29 protein-coding genes are annotated in these 22,047 nt (G+C 69.7%); 21 read left to right on the top strand and 8 right to left on the bottom strand.

Going from position 1 to position 22,047, the window contains the following annotated elements:
- The first annotated feature begins 27 nt into the window (after positions 1-27).
- The 15 genes from ACFOSY_RS15435 (at position 28) to ACFOSY_RS15365 (ending at position 7,930) form a co-directional block, all read left to right on the top strand.
- Positions 28-492, top strand: a complete 465-nt coding sequence (locus ACFOSY_RS15435) for a Pycsar system effector family protein (RefSeq protein ID WP_254585056.1) — start codon at positions 28-30, stop codon at positions 490-492.
- 11 nt (positions 493-503) lie between these two features.
- Entirely contained in the window at positions 504-845 is a 342-nt protein-coding gene (locus ACFOSY_RS15430; protein WP_394307389.1) for a hypothetical protein, read from the top strand.
- Complete coding sequence (locus tag ACFOSY_RS15425; RefSeq protein ID WP_394307388.1) at positions 842-1,807, top strand: AAA family ATPase; 966 nt, start codon at positions 842-844, stop codon at positions 1,805-1,807. Before ACFOSY_RS15430 ends, ACFOSY_RS15425 begins: the two co-directional genes overlap by 4 nt.
- Positions 1,804-2,004, top strand: coding sequence for a hypothetical protein (locus ACFOSY_RS15420; RefSeq protein ID WP_254585053.1), 201 nt, complete (start codon positions 1,804-1,806; stop codon positions 2,002-2,004). Before ACFOSY_RS15425 ends, ACFOSY_RS15420 begins: the two co-directional genes overlap by 4 nt.
- A 115-nt stretch (positions 2,005-2,119) precedes the next feature.
- Positions 2,120-2,422 carry a hypothetical protein gene (locus ACFOSY_RS15415; RefSeq protein WP_394307387.1) on the top strand — a complete coding sequence of 101 codons (303 nt, stop codon included), beginning with the start codon at positions 2,120-2,122 and terminating at the stop codon, positions 2,420-2,422.
- 89 nt (positions 2,423-2,511) lie between these two features.
- On the top strand, positions 2,512-3,189 hold the full coding sequence (locus ACFOSY_RS15410) for a GGDEF domain-containing protein (protein WP_394307386.1): 678 nt from the start codon (positions 2,512-2,514) through the stop codon (positions 3,187-3,189).
- Positions 3,186-3,629, top strand: a complete 444-nt coding sequence (locus tag ACFOSY_RS15405) for a hypothetical protein (RefSeq protein WP_331741010.1) — start codon at positions 3,186-3,188, stop codon at positions 3,627-3,629. The genes ACFOSY_RS15410 and ACFOSY_RS15405 overlap by 4 nt, the downstream gene beginning before the upstream one ends.
- Positions 3,626-3,904, top strand: coding sequence for a hypothetical protein (locus ACFOSY_RS15400; RefSeq protein WP_031066268.1), 279 nt, complete (start codon positions 3,626-3,628; stop codon positions 3,902-3,904). The genes ACFOSY_RS15405 and ACFOSY_RS15400 overlap by 4 nt, the downstream gene beginning before the upstream one ends.
- A gap of 21 nt (positions 3,905-3,925) precedes the next feature.
- On the top strand, positions 3,926-4,099 hold the full coding sequence (locus tag ACFOSY_RS15395) for a hypothetical protein (protein WP_266478406.1): 174 nt from the start codon (positions 3,926-3,928) through the stop codon (positions 4,097-4,099).
- A gap of 11 nt (positions 4,100-4,110) precedes the next feature.
- A complete protein-coding gene (locus tag ACFOSY_RS15390) occupies positions 4,111-4,977 on the top strand; it encodes an Lsr2 family DNA-binding protein (protein ID WP_394307385.1) in 867 nt (288 codons plus the stop codon).
- On the top strand, positions 4,977-5,726 hold the full coding sequence (locus tag ACFOSY_RS15385) for a hypothetical protein (protein ID WP_266478401.1): 750 nt from the start codon (positions 4,977-4,979) through the stop codon (positions 5,724-5,726). Before ACFOSY_RS15390 ends, ACFOSY_RS15385 begins: the two co-directional genes overlap by 1 nt.
- A gap of 29 nt (positions 5,727-5,755) precedes the next feature.
- Entirely contained in the window at positions 5,756-5,938 is a 183-nt protein-coding gene (locus ACFOSY_RS15380; protein WP_266478547.1) for a hypothetical protein, read from the top strand.
- Positions 5,939-6,030: 92 nt separating this feature from the next.
- Entirely contained in the window at positions 6,031-6,468 is a 438-nt protein-coding gene (locus ACFOSY_RS15375) for a RapZ C-terminal domain-containing protein (RefSeq protein ID WP_394307384.1), read from the top strand.
- On the top strand, positions 6,465-7,154 hold the full coding sequence (locus ACFOSY_RS15370) for a hypothetical protein (protein ID WP_394307383.1): 690 nt from the start codon (positions 6,465-6,467) through the stop codon (positions 7,152-7,154). Before ACFOSY_RS15375 ends, ACFOSY_RS15370 begins: the two co-directional genes overlap by 4 nt.
- Complete coding sequence (locus ACFOSY_RS15365) at positions 7,151-7,930, top strand: hypothetical protein (RefSeq protein WP_394307382.1); 780 nt, start codon at positions 7,151-7,153, stop codon at positions 7,928-7,930. The genes ACFOSY_RS15370 and ACFOSY_RS15365 overlap by 4 nt, the downstream gene beginning before the upstream one ends.
- Here the strand turns inward: ACFOSY_RS15365 and ACFOSY_RS15360 are convergent.
- The 4 genes from ACFOSY_RS15360 to ACFOSY_RS15345 form a co-directional block, all read right to left on the bottom strand.
- On the bottom strand, positions 7,820-9,004 hold the full coding sequence (locus ACFOSY_RS15360; RefSeq protein ID WP_394307381.1) for a ParB/RepB/Spo0J family partition protein: 1,185 nt from the start codon (positions 9,002-9,004) through the stop codon (positions 7,820-7,822). The genes ACFOSY_RS15365 and ACFOSY_RS15360 overlap by 111 nt on opposite strands.
- On the bottom strand, positions 9,001-10,158 hold the full coding sequence (locus tag ACFOSY_RS15355) for a ParA family protein (RefSeq protein WP_254585045.1): 1,158 nt from the start codon (positions 10,156-10,158) through the stop codon (positions 9,001-9,003). The genes ACFOSY_RS15360 and ACFOSY_RS15355 overlap by 4 nt, the downstream gene beginning before the upstream one ends.
- Before the next feature lie 265 nt (positions 10,159-10,423).
- Entirely contained in the window at positions 10,424-11,446 is a 1,023-nt protein-coding gene (locus ACFOSY_RS15350) for an ATP-dependent DNA ligase (RefSeq protein WP_394307380.1), read from the bottom strand.
- Positions 11,447-11,481: 35 nt separating this feature from the next.
- Complete coding sequence (locus ACFOSY_RS15345) at positions 11,482-11,706, bottom strand: hypothetical protein (protein WP_394307379.1); 225 nt, start codon at positions 11,704-11,706, stop codon at positions 11,482-11,484.
- Between the two features lie 236 nt (positions 11,707-11,942).
- On the opposite strand from ACFOSY_RS15345, the gene ACFOSY_RS15340 reads away from it, so the two are divergent.
- Complete coding sequence (locus ACFOSY_RS15340) at positions 11,943-12,248, top strand: hypothetical protein (protein WP_394307378.1); 306 nt, start codon at positions 11,943-11,945, stop codon at positions 12,246-12,248.
- A gap of 59 nt (positions 12,249-12,307) precedes the next feature.
- Here the strand turns inward: ACFOSY_RS15340 and ACFOSY_RS15335 are convergent, their stop codons facing one another.
- A complete protein-coding gene (locus tag ACFOSY_RS15335) occupies positions 12,308-12,595 on the bottom strand; it encodes a DUF6207 family protein (RefSeq protein ID WP_394307377.1) in 288 nt (95 codons plus the stop codon).
- A gap of 37 nt (positions 12,596-12,632) precedes the next feature.
- The gene (locus ACFOSY_RS15330; RefSeq protein ID WP_254585041.1) at positions 12,633-13,340 is read right to left on the bottom strand and encodes a hypothetical protein; all 708 of its coding nucleotides are present in this window, start codon (positions 13,338-13,340) and stop codon (positions 12,633-12,635) included.
- A 213-nt stretch (positions 13,341-13,553) separates the two neighbouring features.
- Here ACFOSY_RS15330 and ACFOSY_RS15325 point away from each other — a divergent pair, with 213 nt between their 5' ends.
- The 5 genes from ACFOSY_RS15325 (at position 13,554) to ACFOSY_RS15305 (ending at position 18,240) form a co-directional block, all read left to right on the top strand.
- A complete protein-coding gene (locus ACFOSY_RS15325) occupies positions 13,554-14,819 on the top strand; it encodes an AlbA family DNA-binding domain-containing protein (protein WP_394307376.1) in 1,266 nt (421 codons plus the stop codon).
- A gap of 412 nt (positions 14,820-15,231) precedes the next feature.
- Positions 15,232-16,116, top strand: a complete 885-nt coding sequence (locus tag ACFOSY_RS15320) for a PIN domain-containing protein (protein WP_394307375.1) — start codon at positions 15,232-15,234, stop codon at positions 16,114-16,116.
- 31 nt (positions 16,117-16,147) lie between these two features.
- Positions 16,148-16,693 carry a hypothetical protein gene (locus ACFOSY_RS15315; RefSeq protein ID WP_394307374.1) on the top strand — a complete coding sequence of 182 codons (546 nt, stop codon included), beginning with the start codon at positions 16,148-16,150 and terminating at the stop codon, positions 16,691-16,693.
- A gap of 388 nt (positions 16,694-17,081) precedes the next feature.
- Entirely contained in the window at positions 17,082-17,720 is a 639-nt protein-coding gene (locus ACFOSY_RS15310; RefSeq protein ID WP_394307373.1) for an adenylate/guanylate cyclase domain-containing protein, read from the top strand.
- A gap of 22 nt (positions 17,721-17,742) precedes the next feature.
- On the top strand, positions 17,743-18,240 hold the full coding sequence (locus ACFOSY_RS15305) for a Pycsar system effector family protein (RefSeq protein WP_394307372.1): 498 nt from the start codon (positions 17,743-17,745) through the stop codon (positions 18,238-18,240).
- 102 nt (positions 18,241-18,342) lie between these two features.
- Here ACFOSY_RS15305 and ACFOSY_RS15300 read toward each other — a convergent pair whose 3' ends face one another.
- Complete coding sequence (locus ACFOSY_RS15300) at positions 18,343-21,000, bottom strand: DEAD/DEAH box helicase (RefSeq protein ID WP_394307371.1); 2,658 nt, start codon at positions 20,998-21,000, stop codon at positions 18,343-18,345.
- Between the two features lie 43 nt (positions 21,001-21,043).
- Entirely contained in the window at positions 21,044-21,601 is a 558-nt protein-coding gene (locus tag ACFOSY_RS15295; RefSeq protein WP_394307370.1) for a hypothetical protein, read from the bottom strand.
- Between the last annotated feature and the right edge of the window lie 446 nt (positions 21,602-22,047).

Genomic DNA, 22,047 nt, shown 5'->3' with positions numbered 1-22,047 from the left:
TCAACCCTGACAAGGAGAACCCCGCACATGACGACCTCCACAGCCCCGCCCTCCGCCATGGACAAGAACCTGAACACCGCCTGTGCCTCGGTCGCCAGTGAGATCGGACGCACGGACGGCAAAGCGTCCTTACTGCTCGCCTTCAACGGCGCCGTGCTCGCCGGCCTCGCGTCCGTTGCTGACAAGGACCTGCCGCCCGCCACCAAGGTGTTCGGCTCGCTCGCCGTGCTCGCCCTGGGCGCGGCCGCCGTGCTGCTGCTCCTGGTCGTCAGGCCCCGCCTGCGCGGCGACGACAAGGCGTCCTTCCCGTACTGGGCACGCCTGGACGAAGACGAGATCAGGGCCTGCATGGACGGCGACACCCGAGCCGCCCGCATCCGGGTCCTGTCCGTCCTGGCCGTCGCCAAGTTCACCCAGTTGCGGCGCGCGGTCGACCTGTCCCTGGCCGCTCTGGCCCTGCTGGCCCTGGCCGCCGCCGGCCTGGCGCTGTGACGGCGGCCGCGATGGCCCGCACCCGCCTGGAGCGCGTCCGCGCCTCGGTCGGCATCGCCGCCCTGGCCCTCCAGCAGATCCAGGACGACCTCACCGCCGCCGACATCGACGGCCTCGAAATCGCCGCGATCCTGCGCGAACTGATCGAGGACACCGACCCGCCCGGCGGGTTCCTGGCGTCCGTCGCGCAGTTGCTCACCACCGCCGCGCAGCGAGCCGAACGGATCGAGCCCGACCGCGACGGCGACGCCTCCTGCCCGCTGCACGAGGCCGCAGCCCTCATCACCGACAACGCCGGGCAGCTCCTGATCTGGGCCGCCCGTGCCCTCGACCCGCAAGGAGAACCCGTATGACCGCGCCGATGCCGCTGTACCCGGACCTGCCCAAGAACTGCCTGGTGGTGCTGATCGGCGCCGCCGGGGCGGGCAAGTCGACGCTGGCCGGCACCTGGCCCGCCAGCCAGGTCCTCTCACTCGATGCCATGAGGTGTGCAGTCAGCGACGACGCCGGTTGCCAAGAGGCAACGGGTGACGCGGTGGACGTCCTGCACCTGGTCCTGGAGCGCCGGATGGCCCGGCGGGTGTTCACGGTCGTCGACGCCACGAACGTCTCCCGCGAATCCAGGCAGCCGCTGGTCGCCGCCGCCAAACGGCACAACATGCCCGCTATCGCGGTCATCGTGGCCACCCCGGCCGACGTCTGTGTCGCACGGCAGGGACCGCGCCCGGCCAACCGCACCGTCCCGGAGGACACCGTCCGCGCGCAGTACAAGGCGATGGTTCACTCCCACCAGTCGCTGCGGGCGGAGGGCTTCAACGAGGTCCTGTTCGCCGACGCCCTGTACCGCCTGGAGCCGTTCTTGAAGCGGCTCTCGCAGGCCCGGGAGGCCGAACTCGGGCGCGACGGCAGCACCGGCTTGGGCGATCTGCTGCTGGTCCGCCGCTTCTTCGGCCCGGAGATCCTGCCGCTGTGGCGGTGGCGGCCGGGCTCGGACCTGGTGACCGGCCGGGACCGCGTCGCGGAGATCCGCCTCGGACAGCAGTACCTCACCCTGGCCTACCGCGACGACGTCGACGGCGAGGGCGACTTCGGCTTCGACGTCCTGCTGCCCTGCCCCTTCGACCCGGAGTGCACGGGCCAGGCGTGGGCCCCGGTCTACTCGGTCACCGACCTGCACAAGGCGCTGACCGGAGCCATGGACAGCGACCCGGACATCGTCTGCACCGTCCACGGCGACGGCGTCGACGACGACCAGGACGACGACCCCGAGGGCCGCGCCGACCTGGAAGCGCAGCACGCGGACGCGGTCGCGTGAGCCGCGCCGCCGACGGCCCGCACCCGCACCCGCTCACCCCGGCCGAACTCCCGGCCGGTGATGAGTGGTGGCAGGGCTGCCGCGACTGCCACCTGCCGATCCAGGGCGGGGCCGCCGGCCTCGCCGCGCACCGCCGCACCGTCCACACCAGCGCCGGTGATTCCCGGCGCCCGATCACGGTCCACCTGGAGTTCTGACCCGCCCTCACCGGCGTGACGGACGTTCCGTGCCGCCCCGGCTCTCCCTGCTCGACGGAGGCCGGGGCGGTTGCGGTGGTCCCTCACCACCGAGCACAGAGAGGAGCTGGACGTCATGCACCTGCGGATTTACGAGGTCGACGTCCCGATACACGACCCCAACCACCCCGACCGGCACGGCGTGCACGTCTTCACCGGCGTCGCCGACTCCCCCGCCGCTGCCCTGCGCCGCGCCCACGAGGTGTACGACGCCGCGCTCGCCGCGCACACGGCCGGACTCGAGATCCCCGGCAAACAGCCGGACATCTGGGGAGCGCGCGGGCTTCGGCCCGGCTGGCAGATGGAGTGGCCCGCCGCGAAGGCCGGCCTCTGGCACAACCCCGTCAGCTGGACGACCCGCAGCGACTTCGCGCTGTAGCTCCGCCCCGGGACAGCCGCTCTGCTTGGCGGCTGGACGGCTGCCCCGGGCCCATCCATCCCGCACGAGACGAGACGGAGAACCCAAGTATGTCGCCCCTCCTGCGCGTTCAGGGCCGGATCGGCCAGCGCACCCTCTTACTGACGACCGCCGCCGTGCCGTTGACCGGCTGGGCAGTCCACGCGGTCATGCTGCACCGGCAGCTCGCCGCCACCCGCCGCGACCCGCTGACCGGCCTGCTGCGCCGCGACTCCTACACCGCCCGCGCCCGCCGGCTCCTGGCCCGCCACGGCGACGACACGGCCGTGGTCATCGTCGACCAGGACCACTTCAAGGCCGTGAACGACGACTTCGGGCACCCGGCCGGGGACGCCGTCCTCACGGCGACCGCCGCGCGGATCACCGCGTGGGCGGGCGCCCGCGCATCCGTCGGCCGCCTCGGAGGCGATGAGTTCGCCGTCGTCGTCCACGTGCCCGCCGCGGGCCTGGAGCAGCGCCTCGCGCAGCTGGTCCGGATGCTGCGCACCCCGGTCGTCCTCGAGGACGGCCGCACCGTCGACGTTGCCGCCTCGGTCGGCGCCGCGACCCCGCGCACGGTCGGCTCCCGCGACCTGACCGTCCTGCAGCGGGCCGCCGACGCGGCCCTGTACGACGGCAAGCACTCGGGCCGCGCCGCCGTCGCCTCGCCCGCGCACACCACGGTGCCGTCCATCAACGGCCGCCGCGCCGGGCGCCCCGGCACCGCGGTGTGGGGGCGAGCCGCATGAGCGTGATCACTCTCCCCGAAGGCGACTGGATCCGCGGCATCACGATTCGCCAGCCGTGGGCCACGTGCATCCTCGCGGGTAAGAATCCGGAGAACAGGCCGGTGCACTGGCCGTGGGAGGGCTGGGTGCTCATCCACGCCGGGAAGACGAAGCCGGAGCCCGTTGTGCTGCGCGACCCGCTGGTCGCCACCGCGATCCGCGGCCGCGAACTGCACCTGGGTGCGGTCATCGGCGTCGCCCGCCTGACCGGCTGCCACCCCGATCAGGGGCCCGAGAAGTGCGCCAGCCCTTGGGCGGAGCGCGGCGCGCACCACCTGGTCCTCGACGACGTCCAGGAGCTCGCCCTGCCCGTGCCTGCCACGGGCGCGCTCCCGGCCTGGAAGCCGAAGCCGGACCTGGTGGCGCAGGTGTTCCAGCAGCTGCCCGACTTCCGGCCGTGACCCGCACGCGAGGCAAGAAGCCGCTGTTCGAGCCGGGCTTGGTCCCGGCTCCCGGCGCTCTCCTCGACTGGCGCGACAGCCGGCACTTCGACCGCTGGCAGGACCGCCCCTGCGTGCTGTGCGACAAGCCCACGCCCATGTGCTCCCACTCCGGGGAGCCCGTGCACAAGGCGTGCGCTGAGGACTGGATCGCTGCGAATCCGGTTGAGGCCCGTCTCGGCCGGTTCGCCTCCGACGTCCAGTCCAAACGCCGACGCGACGACGACCACGCCTGAACCCTCCACTTGGAGGCCCTCGTGAGCAACACCCAACGCGACGTCGACCACGCCCTCGCCTACCCCGAGCCGCCCGCCTCCCCGCTGTGGCACCGCCACGGCGCGAAGGCCCGGCCGCTGACCTCCGCCCAACAAAAGCGCAACCGCGAGCTCCTGGACCTCGCGCAGCGCAAGCCCCGCACTAGGGCCGCGTAGGAGGCCGGGCTGTGTTCACCGACATGAAAGAGGCCCTCGCAGCCGAGGACCTCGAACTCACCCCGGTCGGCAGCGACCAGAGCGCCGCCGCCTCCCTGGTGGTCGCCCATCACGCCCGTGACAAGGACGACCTGGCCGACCTGCTGGGCGCGCTCGGACTGCCCTGCGCCGAAGACGACCTGGTGCGGCTGCTTGTGCACCTGGCCAGCCCTGACACCCCCACCGGAGATTCCATGACTGTCAACGCCTTCACCGCCACTGCCGCCTCCATGCTCAAGAACGGCGACAGCCCCGAGCATGTCCGCAGCACGCTCGGACTGTCCGATGGCGAGCTCGCCGAAGCCGTGAAGCACGCCGACCTGCCCGCCATCACCGTCCCGGCCCCGGCCCCGGACGACAGCCCCAGCACCCCGGAGGCGGCTGCCCAGGCGCCTGACGGCACGGCGGGCACCGACGGGATCGAGGCCCTGCTCGCGTGGGCGGAGAACCACCCGGCCGCAAGCATCCGCAACCGGGCCGCCCGCGTCCGCGCCGACCTCACCGAGCTGACCGAGCGCCGCGCCGCCGACGCCGCCCAGCGGGAGGCAGAGGAGCGGGTCGCCAAGGCCAAGGCCGAACTGGAAGCCGCGCAGGCGCAGCTGCGCGCGGTGAAGGCCGGCGGCCGCGCCGCCACGGCGATCCAGGACGCCACGCCCTTGGCCCCCGCCCCGGCCCCGGCAGCTCAGAGCGGCAAGCGCAGCAAGGAAGAGCTGGCCGCGATCCGTACGTGGGCGCGCGCCAACGGCCACCAGGTAGCCGACCGGGGCAACCCGGCCAAGGCCATCCTGGACGCCTATGACGCCGCCCACTCCGCCACCAACCTGGCGGAGGTGAGCTGATGGACGCCATCCCGCTCGCTCTGGACGGCTACCTGGCCGCCGACCCTGAGCCCGGCGACCGTGAGGGCACCGTCTCCTGGCGGCTGACCTGCTCCGCCGGGACCGACCACCTGGTCGAAGAAGCGGTCATGCCCTGCACCACCATGGAGCCGGAAATCGCGCACGCCATGCTCACCGAGCGGCAGCCCGGTGACCTGCTGCGCGTCATCGGCCACCTCACGCTCCCGGACACCGCCGACGGGGTCATCCGGCTGCACGCCGAAAGCCTCGAGGTGCTCTGGGAAGCACCGGTGCTGGACGCGGGCGACGAAGCAGGGGACACGGCGACCGCGACGGACGCGGACGCCGACCGCAACAGTGCGATCGCGGCTCTCGCCGAAGCCCTCACTGGCTTGGGCGAGGCCGCCCCTGGCCCCGGGCAGAGCATCCGTATCCACATCAGCCCGACAGGCACCCTCGGTGCGGGCCTGGAGCACTGCCACAGCTTCGACGTCACCCCGGCCATGGCCCACCGGCTCGCCGACTACATCGACGCCATGAGCTGCTACCTGGACAGCGAACGCCCCGACGGCGCCGCCCTGGACCCGCAGACCATCGCGGACCTGACCGAGCTGTTCGAGGACATCGACCTGATCGACCTCACCAACACCGTCCTCAACGCCACCCGGCCCGAAAACCGGCCCGCCGTCACCCGCGCGATGGACGACATGTTCGGCGACGTCCCCGCACCCGAGGACACCGACCCGTGACCGCCAGCCACATCCGAACGGGGGCGACCCTGAAGCCCACCCAGCCCCAGCGCACCTTCCTGGAACGGTTCCCCGCCGGAGGCCCTCGCGGCTCCTGGCCGGCGGAAGAGTACGCCGCCGACCAGCGCACCCAAGGTCGGCCGGACGCCCGGGTCGTGATGGACCTGCACAGCGACCAGTTCCTGGTGGTCACCGACACCACCACCCAGTAGCAGCGCCCCCTGGAGCGCCGCGTCCAGCCTTCGCGGCCGGGCGCGGCGCTCCGCGCGTTCCCACCCTTTTCACCACCGAACAGGAGGCACCCTTGCCCCCGATCCGCCTGATCTCGTTCGGCTACCTACACCTGCCCACCGGCCCGGACGGCTCAGCGATTCCGCCCGCCGCCGACCGGATCGAAGATGTCCGCGACCGGCTCCGCGACCCGGCCGCCGCCCGCGACATCGTCGACTTCGACGGCCTCCACCCCCGCGTCCAGGACGTCGTCCTGAACACCCCCGGCGCCCGCGAGTTGCTCGCCAACCTCACCGACTACGCCGACCTTCCCGCCGGCCCCCGCCGCATCGCCATCGGCTGTGCAGGAGGCCGGCACCGCGCGAGCGGACTCACGGAGCTCCTGGCCCGCGAACTCCGCGACCGCGGCCGCGAGGTCGAAGTCGAGCACCTGCACATCCATTTACCGCGCGTCCTCAAGACGTCCGGCAGCACCCGCACCGCCAACCCCGAGCAGGAGGCCCCCCGATGATCCGACGCTTCCGACGCTGCGGCCACGCGCCCGGCGCCCTCACCCCCGAAGACCAGGCCGCCGTCGACTCGTTCCGCGCGATGCTCACCGCCCTGCGCAACCCGCAACCCTGGGCTCCCGGCTGCGCCCAGGACATCGCTGTGCGCATCGGCCCCTTCGTGGAACGCGCCCACCCTCGGCCTGGCGACGACCACGGCCCCGAAATGATCGCCGTGGCCCTGGTCCACCCCGACACCCCGCTCGCCGCGGCCTACCTCCAGGGCCGCCAGCTCGGCTACACCAACCGGGGCTGGCTGCGCTGCGAGACGACCGCGATCCTCGGCACCTGGCAGCCCGGCTACGCGATGCTCACCCACGCCGCCGCGAACCTTTCCCTGCCCGACGACGTCGGCATGGACCCCGCCCACTACGCCCTCTACATCGAGGCCCGCCGACGCGATGACAGCCGCGACGGCTTCACCATGCTGTGCCTCGGCCCCTACACCCAGACCCGGCACGCCCAGCAGGACTACGACCGGCTCACCGCCGCGCTGGACGGGCGGGAGCTCACCCTCGTACCCGGATGCCGCGTCTCCGCCCGGTACGCACCGTTTGACGTCAGCGACCACCACCTGTTCACCGACCCGTATGAGGCCGACGCCGTCGCGCTCCTGGCCGCAGCCGTCGAAGGAGTGACCGCCAAGTGACCACCACCCTGTACGACATCGAGAGCAGCGAAGCCGACGATGGCACCACTGTCCCCGCCGAATGTCTCTGGGCCCCCAGCAGCGAGGACGCGGCCGACAACGGGTTCGTCGACTACCGCGGCCTGTACGTCGCCGGCATCGGCGCTCCGAACGGCGACGACGTCTACCCTGGAGCGTTCATCCTGCTCGGACACCACAGGTGGGCCGACATCATCGAGGCCGCCGCCGCATTCATGGACCGCGTCCACGGCTGGCGCAACCTCCACCTGTACCCCGGCGACGACCCCTCGGTACTGATCCCCCGCATCCCGCGCGCAGTCCTCACGCACGGAGTCTTCTTACGCCACCCGCATCCCGACCACCCCTGCGACTGCGAGTGGGAGGGCACCTGGCGCGTCGTGTGGGCGCCGTCCACCGAACCCGGCGCCATCCCGATCACCGCCATGCGGCACCCCGCCGCCCCGGCGGCCGCCGCCAGCGTCCCCAACCCTGACGAAGGCGCGCCTGCTCACCTGGGCGGCCTGACACGACCCACCGAGCACGGCAAAGGCCCGTACACCCCTGCGACTGTTCGCGTCGCCGGGGTGTACGGGCCTTTTTGTTTTGCGGGAACAGCGGTTCTCCGTCCCTGCCGTGTTGTCCGCGGACAACACTCGGGGCTTCGGCTATACGTGGACGCTGAGGGCTTTCACGAGCGCGGCCAGTTCATCAGCGGAGAACGCATCAGCCAGAGCAGCAGCCTGATCGGCTGGGGTCTCGCCCAGGAGCTGCCGTAGAAGCGGCACGTTGGAGTGTTCCGGACCGGTGCCGCTGGCTGCCTCGCTGCTTTGATGCGGGATTGTGCCGCTGGCGGAGGGCACACCGGTCTTCGTGTTGTCCGTGGACAACACGTCGGTCCCGTCCTTCGTCGACTGGTCGGTGTTGTCCACGGACAACACCGAAGGGGTGCCCTCGGGCGTCGCCGGCGCGAGGTGCTGAGTGTTGTCCGCGGACAACACGGTGTCGGCGGAGGCGCGGGCGAGCTTCGGCTCCTGCGGGGTCTTCGTGTTGTCCGCGGACAACACTCGGCCTTCTCTGGCGGCGCGGAGCAGCTCCTTCTTCTCCTCTCGCTCGGCTGCCTCTTGCGCCTTGATGTCTTTCCAGAGAGAGACCAGGTCGGCGGCACCAAGAGCCGGGTTCTCCTTGAGCCGCCGGGCGAGCTGCCGCCCATCGCGCTCAGCCATCTCTCCCGCGCTGAGCAGGGCCTGAATCTCCTCGGGGAGAGTGAGAAGGGCGAGCTGATTGGTCACCCACGAGCGGTCCTTGCCAAGGCGGGTGGCAGCCGCACTCTGGTTGCCCTGACAGACCGCAACGAGCTCCTGGACACCGCGGGCACGCTCGATGACGTCGAAGTCCTCGCGATCCAGGTTCTCCTTCAGCAGGTTGTCGACGAACTCCTCGCGCGAGACGGCAAGCTCATCGCGGACGACGAAGTCGAGGGCTTCCAAACCCACCTGCAGGGCAGCGCGGTAGCGGCGCTCCCCGTTGACCAGCACGAACTGAGCCGAGCCGATCCGGGCCTCGTGGTCGGGCCACAGCTCGAGGTACACGGCGCGGGTTACGGCTGTGCAGGCAGCGAGCTGCACTTTTCGAAGCTTCTCTCCGAATTCCGCCAGTTCAGCCTCGCTGCCGAAATTCCGCCGCGGGTTCAGCGGCGTGGGGGAGACCTCGGCAAGAGACAGGCGTACGAGCTCGTACTCCGGGATGTCGCCCTGCGCAACGGCCTTGGCGCGCCCGCGTTCGCTGCGGTGGCCGCTGCGGGGAATCCGACCGAAAGAGGAACCGGCTCCGAGCTTGTCGGCGACGCTCATGCGATGCTCCTCGCGATCGTGCGCATGGCCGAAGCCTGCTCGCAGGTCGGCGCATAGGCGAGCAGGGGCTGCTTGAGCCGCACAGCCTCGAGCTGGTCCTTCATCTGGGGAATGACCGCGACGACAGGCGGGTCGCCGATCTCCTTCCAGTTCTGAAGAGACGAGGTAGCGACGTAGCCGCGTCGAGCGTCGTACAGGTTGACGATGAACCCGAGCAGCGCGATGTCGATGTCGAGGTCGTTGACCAGGTCCTGGATCTGGTCGTAGAGCATGTCGAAGGCATCCGCGGAGGAGTCCTCGGCCTGCACGGGGATCAGGATGCCGGAGGTGCCTGCTTCTTCGCCGTCGCGGGTGCGGGCGTAGTAGATGGCGGTGTCCATCGTGTAGCCCAGGCTCGGAGGACAGTCGATGATGATGTAGTCGAAGTCCTGCTCGATCGGCTCCAGCGCCTTCTCAAGCGCCGTCTCCTTCACCCGGACGTGACGGGTGGTCGCGAGCTTGGCATCGAGCAAGAAGGCGTCCTTGCAGCCGGGGAGGACGAAGAGCCGACCACCGAACGCTTCGGCTTCGATCGGGACCAGTAGGTCGACCAGCTCACCCTTAGCTTCTCCCAACATGTGCTTGGCGATGCTCGGCTCGTCAATGCCGATCATTTCCAAGCCGAGCTGCTGGGTCAGGTGGCACTGCGCATCGAAGTCAACGACACAGACCCGATAACCCATCTCCGCCAGAGCCTCTGCGGCGCCCGCCGCCGTCGTGGACTTGCCGACGCCGCCCTTCTGGTTGCCCATGATGATGCGGCGGGCGCCGGTGGGTCGCTTCTGCCGGAGGTTCGTGGAATACGGATGGGTGTCGAGCCACAGGCGGATCGCTTGAGCTATGCCCTGCGTGTAGGACAGGCCACGGCTCGTGCAGTCCGCCTTGAAGCCGGCGTTCACGGCGGTGGGAATGTAGGTCGAGAAGGGCGTGCCGCCGGAGGTGTCGACGGTGGCGAGTGGCTCCGCTGTGGAGCGCCAAGCCTGGATGCCCTCGGTTACAGCATCCTTGATATCCACCGACAACTGAGCGGCGCGCACCTTGAGTTCCTGACGGAGCGCGGGAGGCAGCTTGGATACTACCTTTTCCCGCTCATCGGAGCTGTAGGGCGCAGTCATGGCGGTACCTTACTAACCTCGCGACCAGATGTGGGGGAATAGGGGCATGTCGCGCTGCTCCCAGGGCTGATGCCGTGGCTCTGGGGCGTCCGGGCAGAGCCGTAGAGAGTGCCGGCCGCGCGCACCGAGCTGCACCAGATGGTCCGCACCCATGGAGCCTTCCGGGCGGCGTGACCCGGGTGCCTCGGTCGCCCAGGAGCACGGCGTTGCGACAAGGGTAGGGACGGGCGGGATGGGCGGTACGCGGCCGGGGATCGGGGCGCGATCAGCTGGTTGCGCGTCGGCCGGGGCCTCCGCGCGTGCCGCTATCGTGCGGCGGTGTCGTCAGGAGGGGAGCGTCGGTGGGGGAGAGGTCGGGGCGGGCACGGTGCCAGCGCGCGGGGTGGCGCCACCGGCCGGAGGCGTCACGGGCGACATCGACGCCGACTTCCACCACCAGCCCGGGTTCCACCAAGGTGACGTCCAGTTGCTCTCGGCTGCCCCACCCGGCGGAGAACGACCATCCTGTCCACGGGTGCCCGCGCCGTCCCGCCTTGAGTAGGCCGGCGACCGCCGTGCCTGCCGCTCGGGCGAGGGTCGTGGTGCGGCCGACGTACTGGAGGCGGCCTTCGGCGTCGTACCTGCCGAGCAGCAGCGTCCGCGGTTGGGTCAGGGAGCCGGTGACGGCGCCGACGATCGCCTCACTCGTCTCGCGGACCTTGTACTTTTGCCAGCCCCTCACCGACGGCTTATAGGCATCGGTGAGCCGTTTGAAGACCACGCCTTCCATCCCGACCGACGCCCAGGACAGCCACTCGCGCACGGTCTCCGGGTCGGTGGCCGACGGGCACAGTGCCCACGGGGCAAAGAGCCGGCAGGTGGCGAACACCGACTCCAGCGCAGCCCGACGCCGCCAGTACGGCCACCCGGTCGTCACGGTCCCGGACAGCCTGAGCAGATCGAACGCCACGAAGTGGGCCGGCCACTCCTCAGCAGCTCGGACCGCGCCCGCCCCGCGCCGGGCAAGCCGGTTCTGCAACCGCTCGAAAGCAAGGCGACCCGCGGCGTCCCATACGACCAGCTCGCCGTCCATCGCCGTCGCATCCGGCAACTGCACGGCCCCGGACACGACCTCCGGAAACGCCGGACCCATCTCCGTGCCGCGCCTGGAGCGCAGCACCACCCGGCCCGCGTCGACGGACACAGCCGCCCGGAACCCGTCCCACTTGGGCTCGCCCGCCCAACCCGGCCGCAGATCAGGTTCGGGCACGAGAGTGCTCAGCATCGGCTCCGGCAGCGTCCATGTCACACCGGATCCCTTCCACCAGGCGCCGGCCTGCCTCCCTACGACCGGCCCTCGGTCAGCTGGCTGGCGGTGTTCTCGATCCACAGCAACGCCCACTCGACTCCAGCACGCCATCCGGGGTCTGCGCTGTCGTACCGGCCTTCCGCGTCGGCTCGGATGCTAGCCGCGAGGGTGCGCAGGTCCTTCTGCAGTCCCTGACGCCGGGCGGTGTCCATGACCTGGATCATCTTGTCAGTGATGTCACCGGGTCGGAGTACGCTCATCGCCCCACCTTGGACGATCACCGCCGAGGATGGCCATACCGCGAGGCCATCGAGTTAGACGCCGCATAGTGAAGCTCTGGTCAGCCGGCGATCGCCCGTGACAGTCTCGTGGCTTTCCAGGCGAGGGGAGTATGCCGATGGAAGGCTTCGCGCGGACGGAAGGTGAACTGTGCCCGGACTGTAAGGCGGGCCCCAGTCCGGAAAACGCCTGCGTCGGGGTAGGGCTGCCCATCCAGATGTGGCACACACCGGACTGCCCGCAGTGGACCATCATGCAGATCGACTTCGAAGCAGGCTCCCGGCGCATCAGGGAACAGGACGCGTGGGCCAAGGACATCTTCCCCGCCGCGCACGAACGTCTGAAGCAGGCCGCCGCCGCGATCGAGCCGGGCACGCCCGCGCAGCCGTTCATCGACGCCTTGACCGAGCTGGTCCAAGCGCAGGCCGACACCACCGGCTTCGTCGTTCTGCACCGCTGGGCGCAGATTCTGGAGCGGCACTTCCCGCCCCAGCTTCCGGACCCCAACCACACCACCTCCTAGCCCCGACCACGCTGCCGAGGCCTCTCCGCCAGGGCAGCCGGGTACGGCGGGCGGCAGTGTCATTCGACGGCGAAGTCCTGGCGCAGGTCCAAGTAACAGCGCAGCCGTACACCGGGCTGACCTGGGTCATGCGTGGTGCGGTCGGCGGTGGCGGTGGCCCACCGGGAGGCGAGCGCCTGCTGAAAGGCGAAGGCGGTGTGGTCGTCGGCGGCCGCGACGTCGACGACGACCAGTCCAGGTTCCGTCAGATGCAGTTCGTTGATCGGCTCCATGCCCGGCACGACGCGCTGACGGCTGTCAGGGTTCGCCGTCACGTGGCGTTTCGCCCAGACGTGGTGCTTCTCCACGCCAGTGCAGAGGTGACACGGCGCCACCGCCGGCACTTCAACGCTCGGCCTGCTTGCGCAGGAAGCGGTGCTCCTTGATCCGTCGACGTACCTGCCACCAACGGGCGGTGTAGGCGAGGTCTTCCCGGCAGACGTCCAGGAACGCATCACGGGCGGCCACCACGGCCTCGGCCTGCTGCTGGAAGCGGTCGGCGTTCCTCTCGTTCAGGTCCAGGTCACCGGTCGCGGCAACGAGGGTCTCCGCGGTGGCGATGACGTGCACGCTGCCGCACAGCCGCACGCCCTGCAGCGCACCGATGAGTTCGCTGCTGAGTTCCCAAGCCTGGGGCACCTGGCCCAGCAACACCTTGTCGGCCGCCCGCCCGGCCTCACGCCGGAGATGGGCGAACTGGTAGGCGTAGCCGAACGAGCGGGCGGAGGCGTCCAGCAGCCGCCGGTACGCCTCCGCACGGTCCTCGTTACTGCCCAGCCGAGGCACACCCGTGGGCCGGTACCGTCCGATCAGAGCGCTGGCCACACTGCCCGTGGCCTTGATGCCGGCAGCAGCCACGCCGGGCGTTATGAAGGTCATGCCCGGTTCTACCACCCGGACGTCCCGGCGCTGGCCCGGACGCCGCAGCAGCCGGACCAGGTGAGCCGTCCCGTAGACGGTGCCGGTCAGGTTGCGCCGCAGCGTCAGGGCGTCGCTGTCGGGCGCAGTGTGAGCCGCCAGGTCGGTCAGGTAGTGGAGCAGATGAAACAGCACAACGGCCTCCGGGACGCCGGCGGAAACGGTTCTCGCCCCTGGCCGAGTCCGGGAGGCCGCCAGACAGCAGCGGCGCCCGATGTATTCCGAGTGAGTACGGGGGCTCTCTTGTTCAGAGTGAGCCATCAGTTTCCTGGACTGTTAATCACCACCGATATCGCAGGGGGGAAAGCGTCTCTGACAGGGTTCGATACGCCCTCTACGCTGCCGCGCATGGCACGCACATGGACAAGACTCCACGAACACCTCGGATGCCCGCCCGGTCCCCTCACCTTCGACATGGTCCGCCAGGCCGCAGCGGACAACTTGGAGGAGTCCGACGACCTGGACTGGAAGGAGATGCTTCCTCAGCCGCCCCGGGACGGTCGGTGGAACGAGTTCGCCAAGGACGTCGCCGCCATGGCCAACACTCGTGGCGGACTGATCATCTTCGGGGTCCAGGACAAGACGACCGTCCTGACGGGCATCGACCCCGACGGGGTCAACCGGCAGCAGTACGCCCAGTGGATCCGCAACCACGTCCAGCCCTACCTGCCGGACCTGGACATATTCGAGCTGACCGACGGGACGAAGACGGTCCTGGTCGTCGATGTGCCGGCCAGCGAGATGGCACCGCACTTCGTGTACGGCGGCGCAGCACGCGACAAGGAACAGCAGGCTGCGGTCGTCCCCTACCGGGACAACGACCACACCGCCTGGATGGCAGAGCACCAGATCGAGCGGGCCTACCGCGACCGCTTCGCCCGGGTCGGCCGGGCAGAAGAAGAGATCCAGCGGCACATCGACTTCATCACCCAGACCGTCACCGCGCACGCCCACGTGCCCTCAGCTTGGTTCATCGCGGTCTCCCGACCCCAGAGGCCCCTGCCACGCGGGGCCTACACGATGAGCCGGGATCAGGCACGGGAGGTCTTGGAGGCCGGCATGACGCGAGCTCGCGTTCTGCACGCGAGAGAGCTGGTGCCAGGCCCCCTGGTCGGGATGGGGCCGGACACCCGACTCAACCCGCGCCCCGGCCTGCGCCGCTGGGTGTGCAACAACCTCCAGTCACCCATGAACCGAGAGATCATCACTGAGCTGCACTACGACGGCACCGTGGTGATGGCCGCCAATCTGTCCTTCATCCGCGCGGGGGGCGAGGAGCTCCCAGGACAGGACGACGTCCTCCAAGTATCCGAGCGCTTGGTGACGGCATGCTGCTACGACTTCATCGCCACCGCGCAGGAGCACCAGCGAAAGTTGCGCCTGGACAGCACCCTGCAACTGACTTCGCTGATCATCTCTCCAGACGGACCCAGGGCCATGACACCGCTCACCTCAACCTGGGGAGATGGGGCGGAGACGGAGCCGCCGTACACCCGCAGGCCCCACCATCTCCAGCCCGCTCACACCGTGCTCTCCCCTGCGGCGGCGGATGACGAAGGACGCAGCAGTGCTGACGAACTGTGCGCGGACCTGATGAGCCAGTTCGGGCTGTAGCCGAAGAGGACGCTCCGCGTGAGCGGTCGCCCCGGTCGACCAGGAGCACGAGGTTGCGCCAAGGGTTGCGCCTATCTGTTGCGCTGGATGTTGCGCCAAGGGTTGCGCCAGGTGTTGCGCGGCCCGCAGGACCGTCCCCGCGTCCGCGCAGGTCACCACGCTGTTTTGCCGTGGTCGGATCGCTGACATCCCCGTTGCGGCTGCTCTGCCCATGTCCCTTGGCTGGAGTGAAGGAGGAAGGGACGGGCGGGATGGGCGGCGCGGTCGCGGCCGGGGATCGGGGCGCGCCCAGCCCGGTTGCGCGTCGGCCACGGCCGCCGCGCCCCGCCGCGCCGCTGTCAGCCCGGCGACGGAGGTGCTCTGGGACATCTGACCGGTGAGGGCTGTCAGTGGCGTGCGACATCATCGGCAGATGGCCACGCAAGCAGCTCCACCGACCTACCTGGATCGCCTCCGGACGGACCTGGACCTGATCGAAGCGGATTTCGTGCAGATCCTCGCGGACTCACAGATCCGAAACACCGACCCCAACCGCGGACGCGACTACGTGATGCACCTTGGCGCTCCCAAATGGGGATGGGTGCCCAGCAGCCCCGAACTCGAGGCGCGACGAATGCAACTGCTGGGGCGCGTGCGGGACTGGGAGCCGCTGTTCCGCCTGCTTTTCCCGCATCCGACTCCCGAGGTCACCAAGCGCCTTGAGGAGAATCTTGACCTACTGCGGCGCTGGCTTGAGCGCCCGCGTGACAAAACGGTGCCGGCCACCATCGACAAGGCCACCGACCACGTGCGCGACGCAGTGACCACACTCCGGGAACTGGGTGAGCTGCTGCCCTCTGACCCATGGGCGGTGCGCTTGGTGGTCGACACGAACGTGCTGTTGGACGACCCCGACGTGGCGATCTACACGCCGGTGCTGGGAAAGCGGTACATGGTTCACGTGATGCCCGCTGTCCTGCGGGAACTGGACGACCACAAGCGGGCCGGACGCAACCCCGATATCCGGGAGGCGGCGAAGAAGGCCGACCGCCGCCTGAAGGGACTGCGGACCAACGGCGACGTGCGGCGCGGCGTCCGAGTCGCCGGCGACGTGCACGCCGTCTTCGAGCACATCGAACCCAAGGGCGACGGGCTGCCGGGCTGGCTGGACCTAGACGTGCCTGATGACCGCCTGGTGGCCTCCACCTTGCTGCTGCAGTCCCGGCATCCCGGCTCTTCCGTCTACGTGGCCAGCGACGACATCAACCTTCAGACGAAGCTCGCCGCAGTCGGACTGCCGTTCATCGAGGCACCCTGAACGGACGCTCCGCACTACATACGCTCAGGACATGACGATGACGCCGCAAGAGCTTGAGGATCAGAAAGAGACCCTGGAGCTGATCAACAGCGAACTCGCGGCGCGTCTGGCACGCCAGTCGGAGTCGGGCGCGAAGGTGGACACGAAGGCGATCTTCCTGGTCGGCTTCGCGGCCACAGGCGCCCAGTTCCTGGCCTCCCGGAGCTTCGAGCTGTTCACCGGTACCGCGGCCTTCGCGGCGTACGCGGTGGCCGTCGGCTTCGGCATCTCGGTCTTCAACCTCGCCGAGTACGAGGACATCAAGCCGCGGGACGTCCTGGACACCTACGCACGTTCGGAGAAGGGCGCGACGCTGGGGGCCCTGGCCGGAACGCGTGTGGGGATGTTCGAGAAGAATGCTCGCCTGCACCAGCGGAAGACCAAGCGATGGACGGTCGCCCTCGCCGCTGTCGCTGCCGGGATCGTCCTCTCCACTGTCAGTCTCGTGCTGCACATTGGCGGCCATGACAGACACACAGAACCAGGGGAACCCACCCCCACCTCCTCCTCCGCCACCCCCTCCGCCCAGCCTTACTGACTCCCTCGCCAATCCAGCTCTCGTGGGCACGGAGAAGAGGAACGAAGGCAAGCCTCCGCGCCACAAGATGGCCACTAGGGGACAGACCATCGAACGCCGCTGATCTACCGCGAGAAGGCGGCCCCTCGCCACGTGGGGACAGCACGAGACCCCGAGCAACTACCGCCCGGGGTCTCTGCACACTGGCGTGTCCAAGCTCGCCGTTCAGCGTGGAGCAGCCACGTCGCATCCGATCCGGCCGACTGTCCCTCCAGCGTTGTCAGAGGGCGCTGCTAAGGTCCCGCCAGTTCAGCGACTGGAGTGAGGAGAGCCGATGTCCCTCGGCGACGAGATTCGATCTGACCTGGACAAACTCGTGGGAACGCCCTGGAGCATCCGGGAGGGTCGGGTGGTTCCTGGAACGGACGACGTCAAGCTGTTCTCCAACGACGCGGTGAAGCTCGACGCTGTCTATCTCTACGCCGATCTGCTCGGATCGACGAAGCTCGCCCGCAACTTCCGCCCCGAGACGACCGGCAAGGTGATCCGGGCCTCACTCCGCGCCGCTTCGAAGATCATCAAGGCGCAGGGTGGGGAAATCCGAAGCTACGACGGCGACCGTGCCATGGGCATCTTCATCGGTGACTCCAAGAACTCCTCCGCAGCCAAAGCGGCCCTTCAGATCAACTGGGCGATGACCCACCTCGTCCAGCCCTCCCTGTACGCCCAGCTGCCGAACCTGAAGCGAGACGGGTACGAGCCGCGCATGTGCGTCGGAATCGCGTCCGGCTCGGCGTTCATCGCCCGAGCCGGCGTCCGGGACAGCAGCGACCTTGTTTCCATCGGCCGCGCGCCCAACGTCGCTGCCAAGCTCAGCGACATCCGGGAGGCCGGCAACTACCGCTCCTACATCACCGCCGACGTCTACAAGATGCTCAACGAGAAGTCGAAGTACTCAAAGGGCACCGACATGTGGCAACAGGTCACCCGTGAGGTGGGCGGCGAAAGCATGGTCATCTACCGATCCACGTACTGGTGGTCCTTCTAGCCAGGAGAGGGGGCCTACAGCAGTGAACGATGACAGTCAGGCGAGAGAAACGGCCTGGAAGATTCACGCGGAACTCGGCAGCTGGACTTCGCGCGTTGACGCGAAGGCGTCCTTCGCGCTCACGCTGGCATCGGCGGCGATCGCGGGCATCATCGCCCTGTCCGCCAAAGATCACGCCCTCGCCCACCTTGACGGCTGGGCACGGTTCTTCCTCTGGACGGGCACCATCGGGATCCTTCTCGGCGGTCTGAACGCGATGCTGGTCGTCACACCGCGACTGCGGGCCCGCAAGGCCCGCACCGAGGCCCCGACAAACTTCGTCTACTTCGGTCACCTCATGCACCGAGACCCCGACGAACTGGCGACTGCCCTCAAGGAAACCGATCCGCTTCCCATTCTCAGCAGACAGCTGGTCAACACCAGCAAAATCATCTGGGCGAAGCACCGTCACGTCCAATGGTCTTTCGCGCTTTTCGCGACAGGAGCCACCTTGGTGTTCCTCGCCGGCGTTATCGCCTGACGTCCAAGCGCGAACAAGCCCGACAAGCAGCACAACATGAGACCCCGGACAATCCGCCCGGGGTCTCATACTGCCCGGCTCAACAGCCGCGCAGCGCCAGAGTCACGCCCACTGCACTCCCAGCTCGCGCAACGCCTCCAACTGTTCCGCCGTAAGCCGGTTGCTCCTCGATTTCGTGTTCGAGACCCATACGCCCAGCTTCACGGTCACCGGCTCGCCGTTGACCGTGATCTGTTCGCTGTGCCCCCTCGGCACAGGACGGTCACCCTCGCGTTCCACCCATTGCGCGAGCGCCGCCAGGCCCCGCTGGAACGCCGCCTGCGCCTTGCTCGGGCCCTTCGTCGTGCGCGCGGCCACCGGGGCGGGAGACGGCGTCTCAGCGGGCTGCACGCCCAGCTTCGACAGCCGCTCCTGCTGCTCGGGGAGGAGCTGCGACCAGGTGCCCGGGTTCTTCTGCCGCTGAAGCCACCGCCCGATGTCATCGCCCTCGAACAGCACCCCGGGCTGGATCTCGGGCAGGCTGCCGTCGGCGTCGACCAGGTCCGCCAGGACCCGGTAGTGCCGCTGCCAGTCCAGCGGCCACGGGCAGTTCCAGTCCTCATCGACCGCGGCCAGCTGCTGCGCGCGTACGGCGGCCCGCTCCGCGTCCTTGCCCAGGCCGCCCTTCCGGCGCAGGTTCGCCATGTGCTGCCCGACCGGGACCATCGCCTCGCCCTCGCCCCACACCGCGTCCTGACGCGGCGCGAGGTGCCCCATGGCCCGCCGGTAGGACCGCAGCGCGGCGAGCTTGTTCTCCCAGGCTTCCTCGCCCGGCTCCCACACCATCCCGGCCTCCGGCAAGTCGAGCAGCGTCTTGCGCCGTTCCTCCAGTTCCCCGGCCCGCAGGGCCTTCCGCTGCTGGTGGACCCATCGGCCAAGCGGAAACGCCTTCGTCGCTCCGACTTCGACCTCGACGTCGTAGGGGACGGCGTAGAGGCCGGTGATCTCGTTCTCTTTCCGCCACCGGAGCAGGGCCTGGTAGCCCTCCAGCCACACCAGCGACTCCGGCCGGTAGACCCGGGTGCGCAGGAACGCGGCGATGGTCGCGGCGTCGCGCGGGCTGGAGAAGTGGAGCAGGGCCGCTTCGGCGGCGGCCTGGGTGTCGTCGTCCTCCTGGTCCTCGCCGTCGCCCTCGCCGCCGGCCCCGACGATCCGCCCCTCTTCGTCACGCCGGACATGGACCTTGCGCTTCCCGCTCGTGAGCGCGCGGGAAGCGAGCTGCTCGACCAGACGTTCGTCATGCGAGCGCAGGCCCTGGAGGACCGCTACAAGGGGACGGAACGAGGCGGAGGCGACCATGTCCTGCGGGTCCTCGCCGGGCTCCAGGAACACCGGCACGATGATCCTGGCGACCTTCGTGGAGCCGTCGCGGTTGAGTCGGAGGGCCCGGCCGATGTTCTGGACGATCTCGACCTGGGAGCCGCGGGTGTCGGCGAAACAGATCGAGTCGACCCCCCGCTCGCCGGTGATGTCCACGCCTTCACCGAGAACGCGAACGCTGGCGAGGAACGCACGGTGCACCCGCCGCCCGGCCGCGTCGATGCCGTTGGCGAACTGGCGCAGGACCTCGCGCCGCTCGCTGACGAGGTGGTCGCCGCACAGCCACGCCGACCACACCCGGTCCGGCGGGACATGGCGGCCGGCCTCCAGCTCGTAGAACTCCGCGTCGATCGACGACGCCGGGAGCTTCTCCGCCTGCGCCAGGTCCTCGTCCGAGGCGTCGTTGACGTACAGGTGCGCGGCCGTCTCCGGCATCTTCTCCGCGAACGCCGCGGCCTCCTCCACCTTCTGGTGGAACGTCATGACCGTACGCAGGTTGTACGCGGCGGCGTGCTCCAGGAGCGCGGTCTGCAGCAGCGCCAGGCGCCGGCCGCGCCGCGCCTCCTCCGACTCCCCCAGAACGGGGGAGGGGTCGCGGATCTCCAGCACGTCGATCTCGAACCCGGCAAGGATCTCGCGTTCGATCGCCTCCGAGAGCCCGAGCTCCGCGATCCACGCGCCGTAGGTGCCGTTGGGGTCGTCGGCCATGGTCGCGATCTCCGCTTCCTGGCCGCCGGTGCCCTTCTGCGGCCGGGGAGCGGCGAGGATGCGCGGTGTCGCGGTCAGGTAGAGCCGGAAGGCGGCGGGGATCCGTTGGTTGTCGTGGATCGCCGCCCACGGCCGACCGAGATCACCGGCGGTTCCGTGGGCCTCGTCCACGATGGCGAGGTCGAAGCCGTCCATGCGCTGGCCGTAGAGCCGCTCCCCGCCCGCCAGAGCGGCCTCCAGCGGCCCGCGAACCTTCCGCTGGCCGTCGGGAGCGTCGACGTCCTCACGGTCCACGAGAGAGGCGTACGTGGCGAACACGACCACCGGCCCGTGCCCGGCCCACAGGGCGAGCTGGATGGGGTTGGTGGTGGTCCGCACCCCCAGCGAGTTGAGCACGGGGTCGTTCTCCAGCGAGCACACCGCGACCATCGGGGCCCGGTGGCCCACCGCGCGCCACGCCTGGGCGGTCTGCACGAGCAGGTCCAGGGTCGGCACGGTCACGAGGATCCGGCCGTCCGCGAACGACTCCAGCGCGCACGCGGCGGCCATGATCGTCTTGCCCGAGCCGGTCGCTGACACGATCGTGGCACGGGCACCCTGCGGGGGCACAGATGACCTTGCAGGGAATCCCACCCACCTGCGAAACGCGGACCGCTGATCGACCTGGTGTTCCTTGAGCTGAATCGCTGACATTTCCATGCCTCCCCTGAGCCTGAGCCTGAATTCCCGTGGTCTTTCAGATGGCCGCGTGCGGAATGCAGGCCGCACCGATGTCGTTCCAGATCGACGCATCCGCCTTGTGCCAGCCGCCCGGCTTCCCGTCCTTGAAGGGCGGCTTGTCGTCCGGGTCGTAGTGCCCGGCATCGAGCGTGCAGACGATGACGTCCCCGTCCGCGCTCCGCGTCCGCGCGGTGCACAGACCGCCGGCCTCGCCCAGCGCCTCCAGCACCCGGCGCCGCGCCGTGGTGTGCGGGTGAGTGCCCGGCAGCACGGCCTCCCGGATGAACCTCTCCAGCCGCACCAGGTCGGCCCGCTCACGCTGCCTCACGTACGCGATATGTACGGCCAGTTCAGCGGCCCCCGCCGACCGGCCGCCGCGCCGGGACCACTCCCGGTCCGCGATGCCTACCAGGGCCTCGCTCACGGTCCTGACGCCCTCGTCCCAGCCGTCCTCGAACAGCTCGCCTCGAGAGGCCGGCGCCATCCCGTCCAGCTCCACCACCTGGCACTGTGCCCCGGCGACTGCCCCGGCCTCCAGTGCGGCCACCAGGTCGTCCGCCTCGCTCGCGGGCACGCCCTGGCGCGAACAGCCGGAGCCGGGCGTTGAGGCCTGCTGTCTGGTACTGCGTCACCCGGCGCACAGAATCGCTGCTCAGAGCGGGATCGGGTCCGGTAGATTCCTGGTGACCGGTCATCTGCGGTCGTTCCTCTCGGAATTCCGGGGAGGTTCCCAGACGGTCGGGGGGTGTCCTGTGTTTCCGCCAACGGTACATGCTGCATCTCACGGATGCACGCGCTACACTGGAACCCGGAGACGAACGAGCGCCCCCCACCCTCGTAGCCAGCCCGGCCCGCGCCAGCGGGCCCCAACGGTTCTGGAGGCGCAGCCGGAAGGACCGTCAGGCGGGGGAGCGCAGCGGACCCGCCGGGAGCGCCTGCGCTCCCCTCAACTCCCGTACTGGAGGCTAAACTAGCCGCACCGTCAGGCCCCGAGCGGCCCGGCCGCGCGATGCGCGGCCC

Source organism: Streptomyces lusitanus (assembly GCF_042647945.1).
Taxonomy (GTDB): Bacteria; Actinomycetota; Actinomycetes; order Streptomycetales; family Streptomycetaceae; genus Streptomyces; species Streptomyces pseudogriseolus.
The sequence above is the reverse complement of the archived record's forward strand: the minus strand, read 5'-3'. Positions and strand labels throughout refer to the sequence as shown.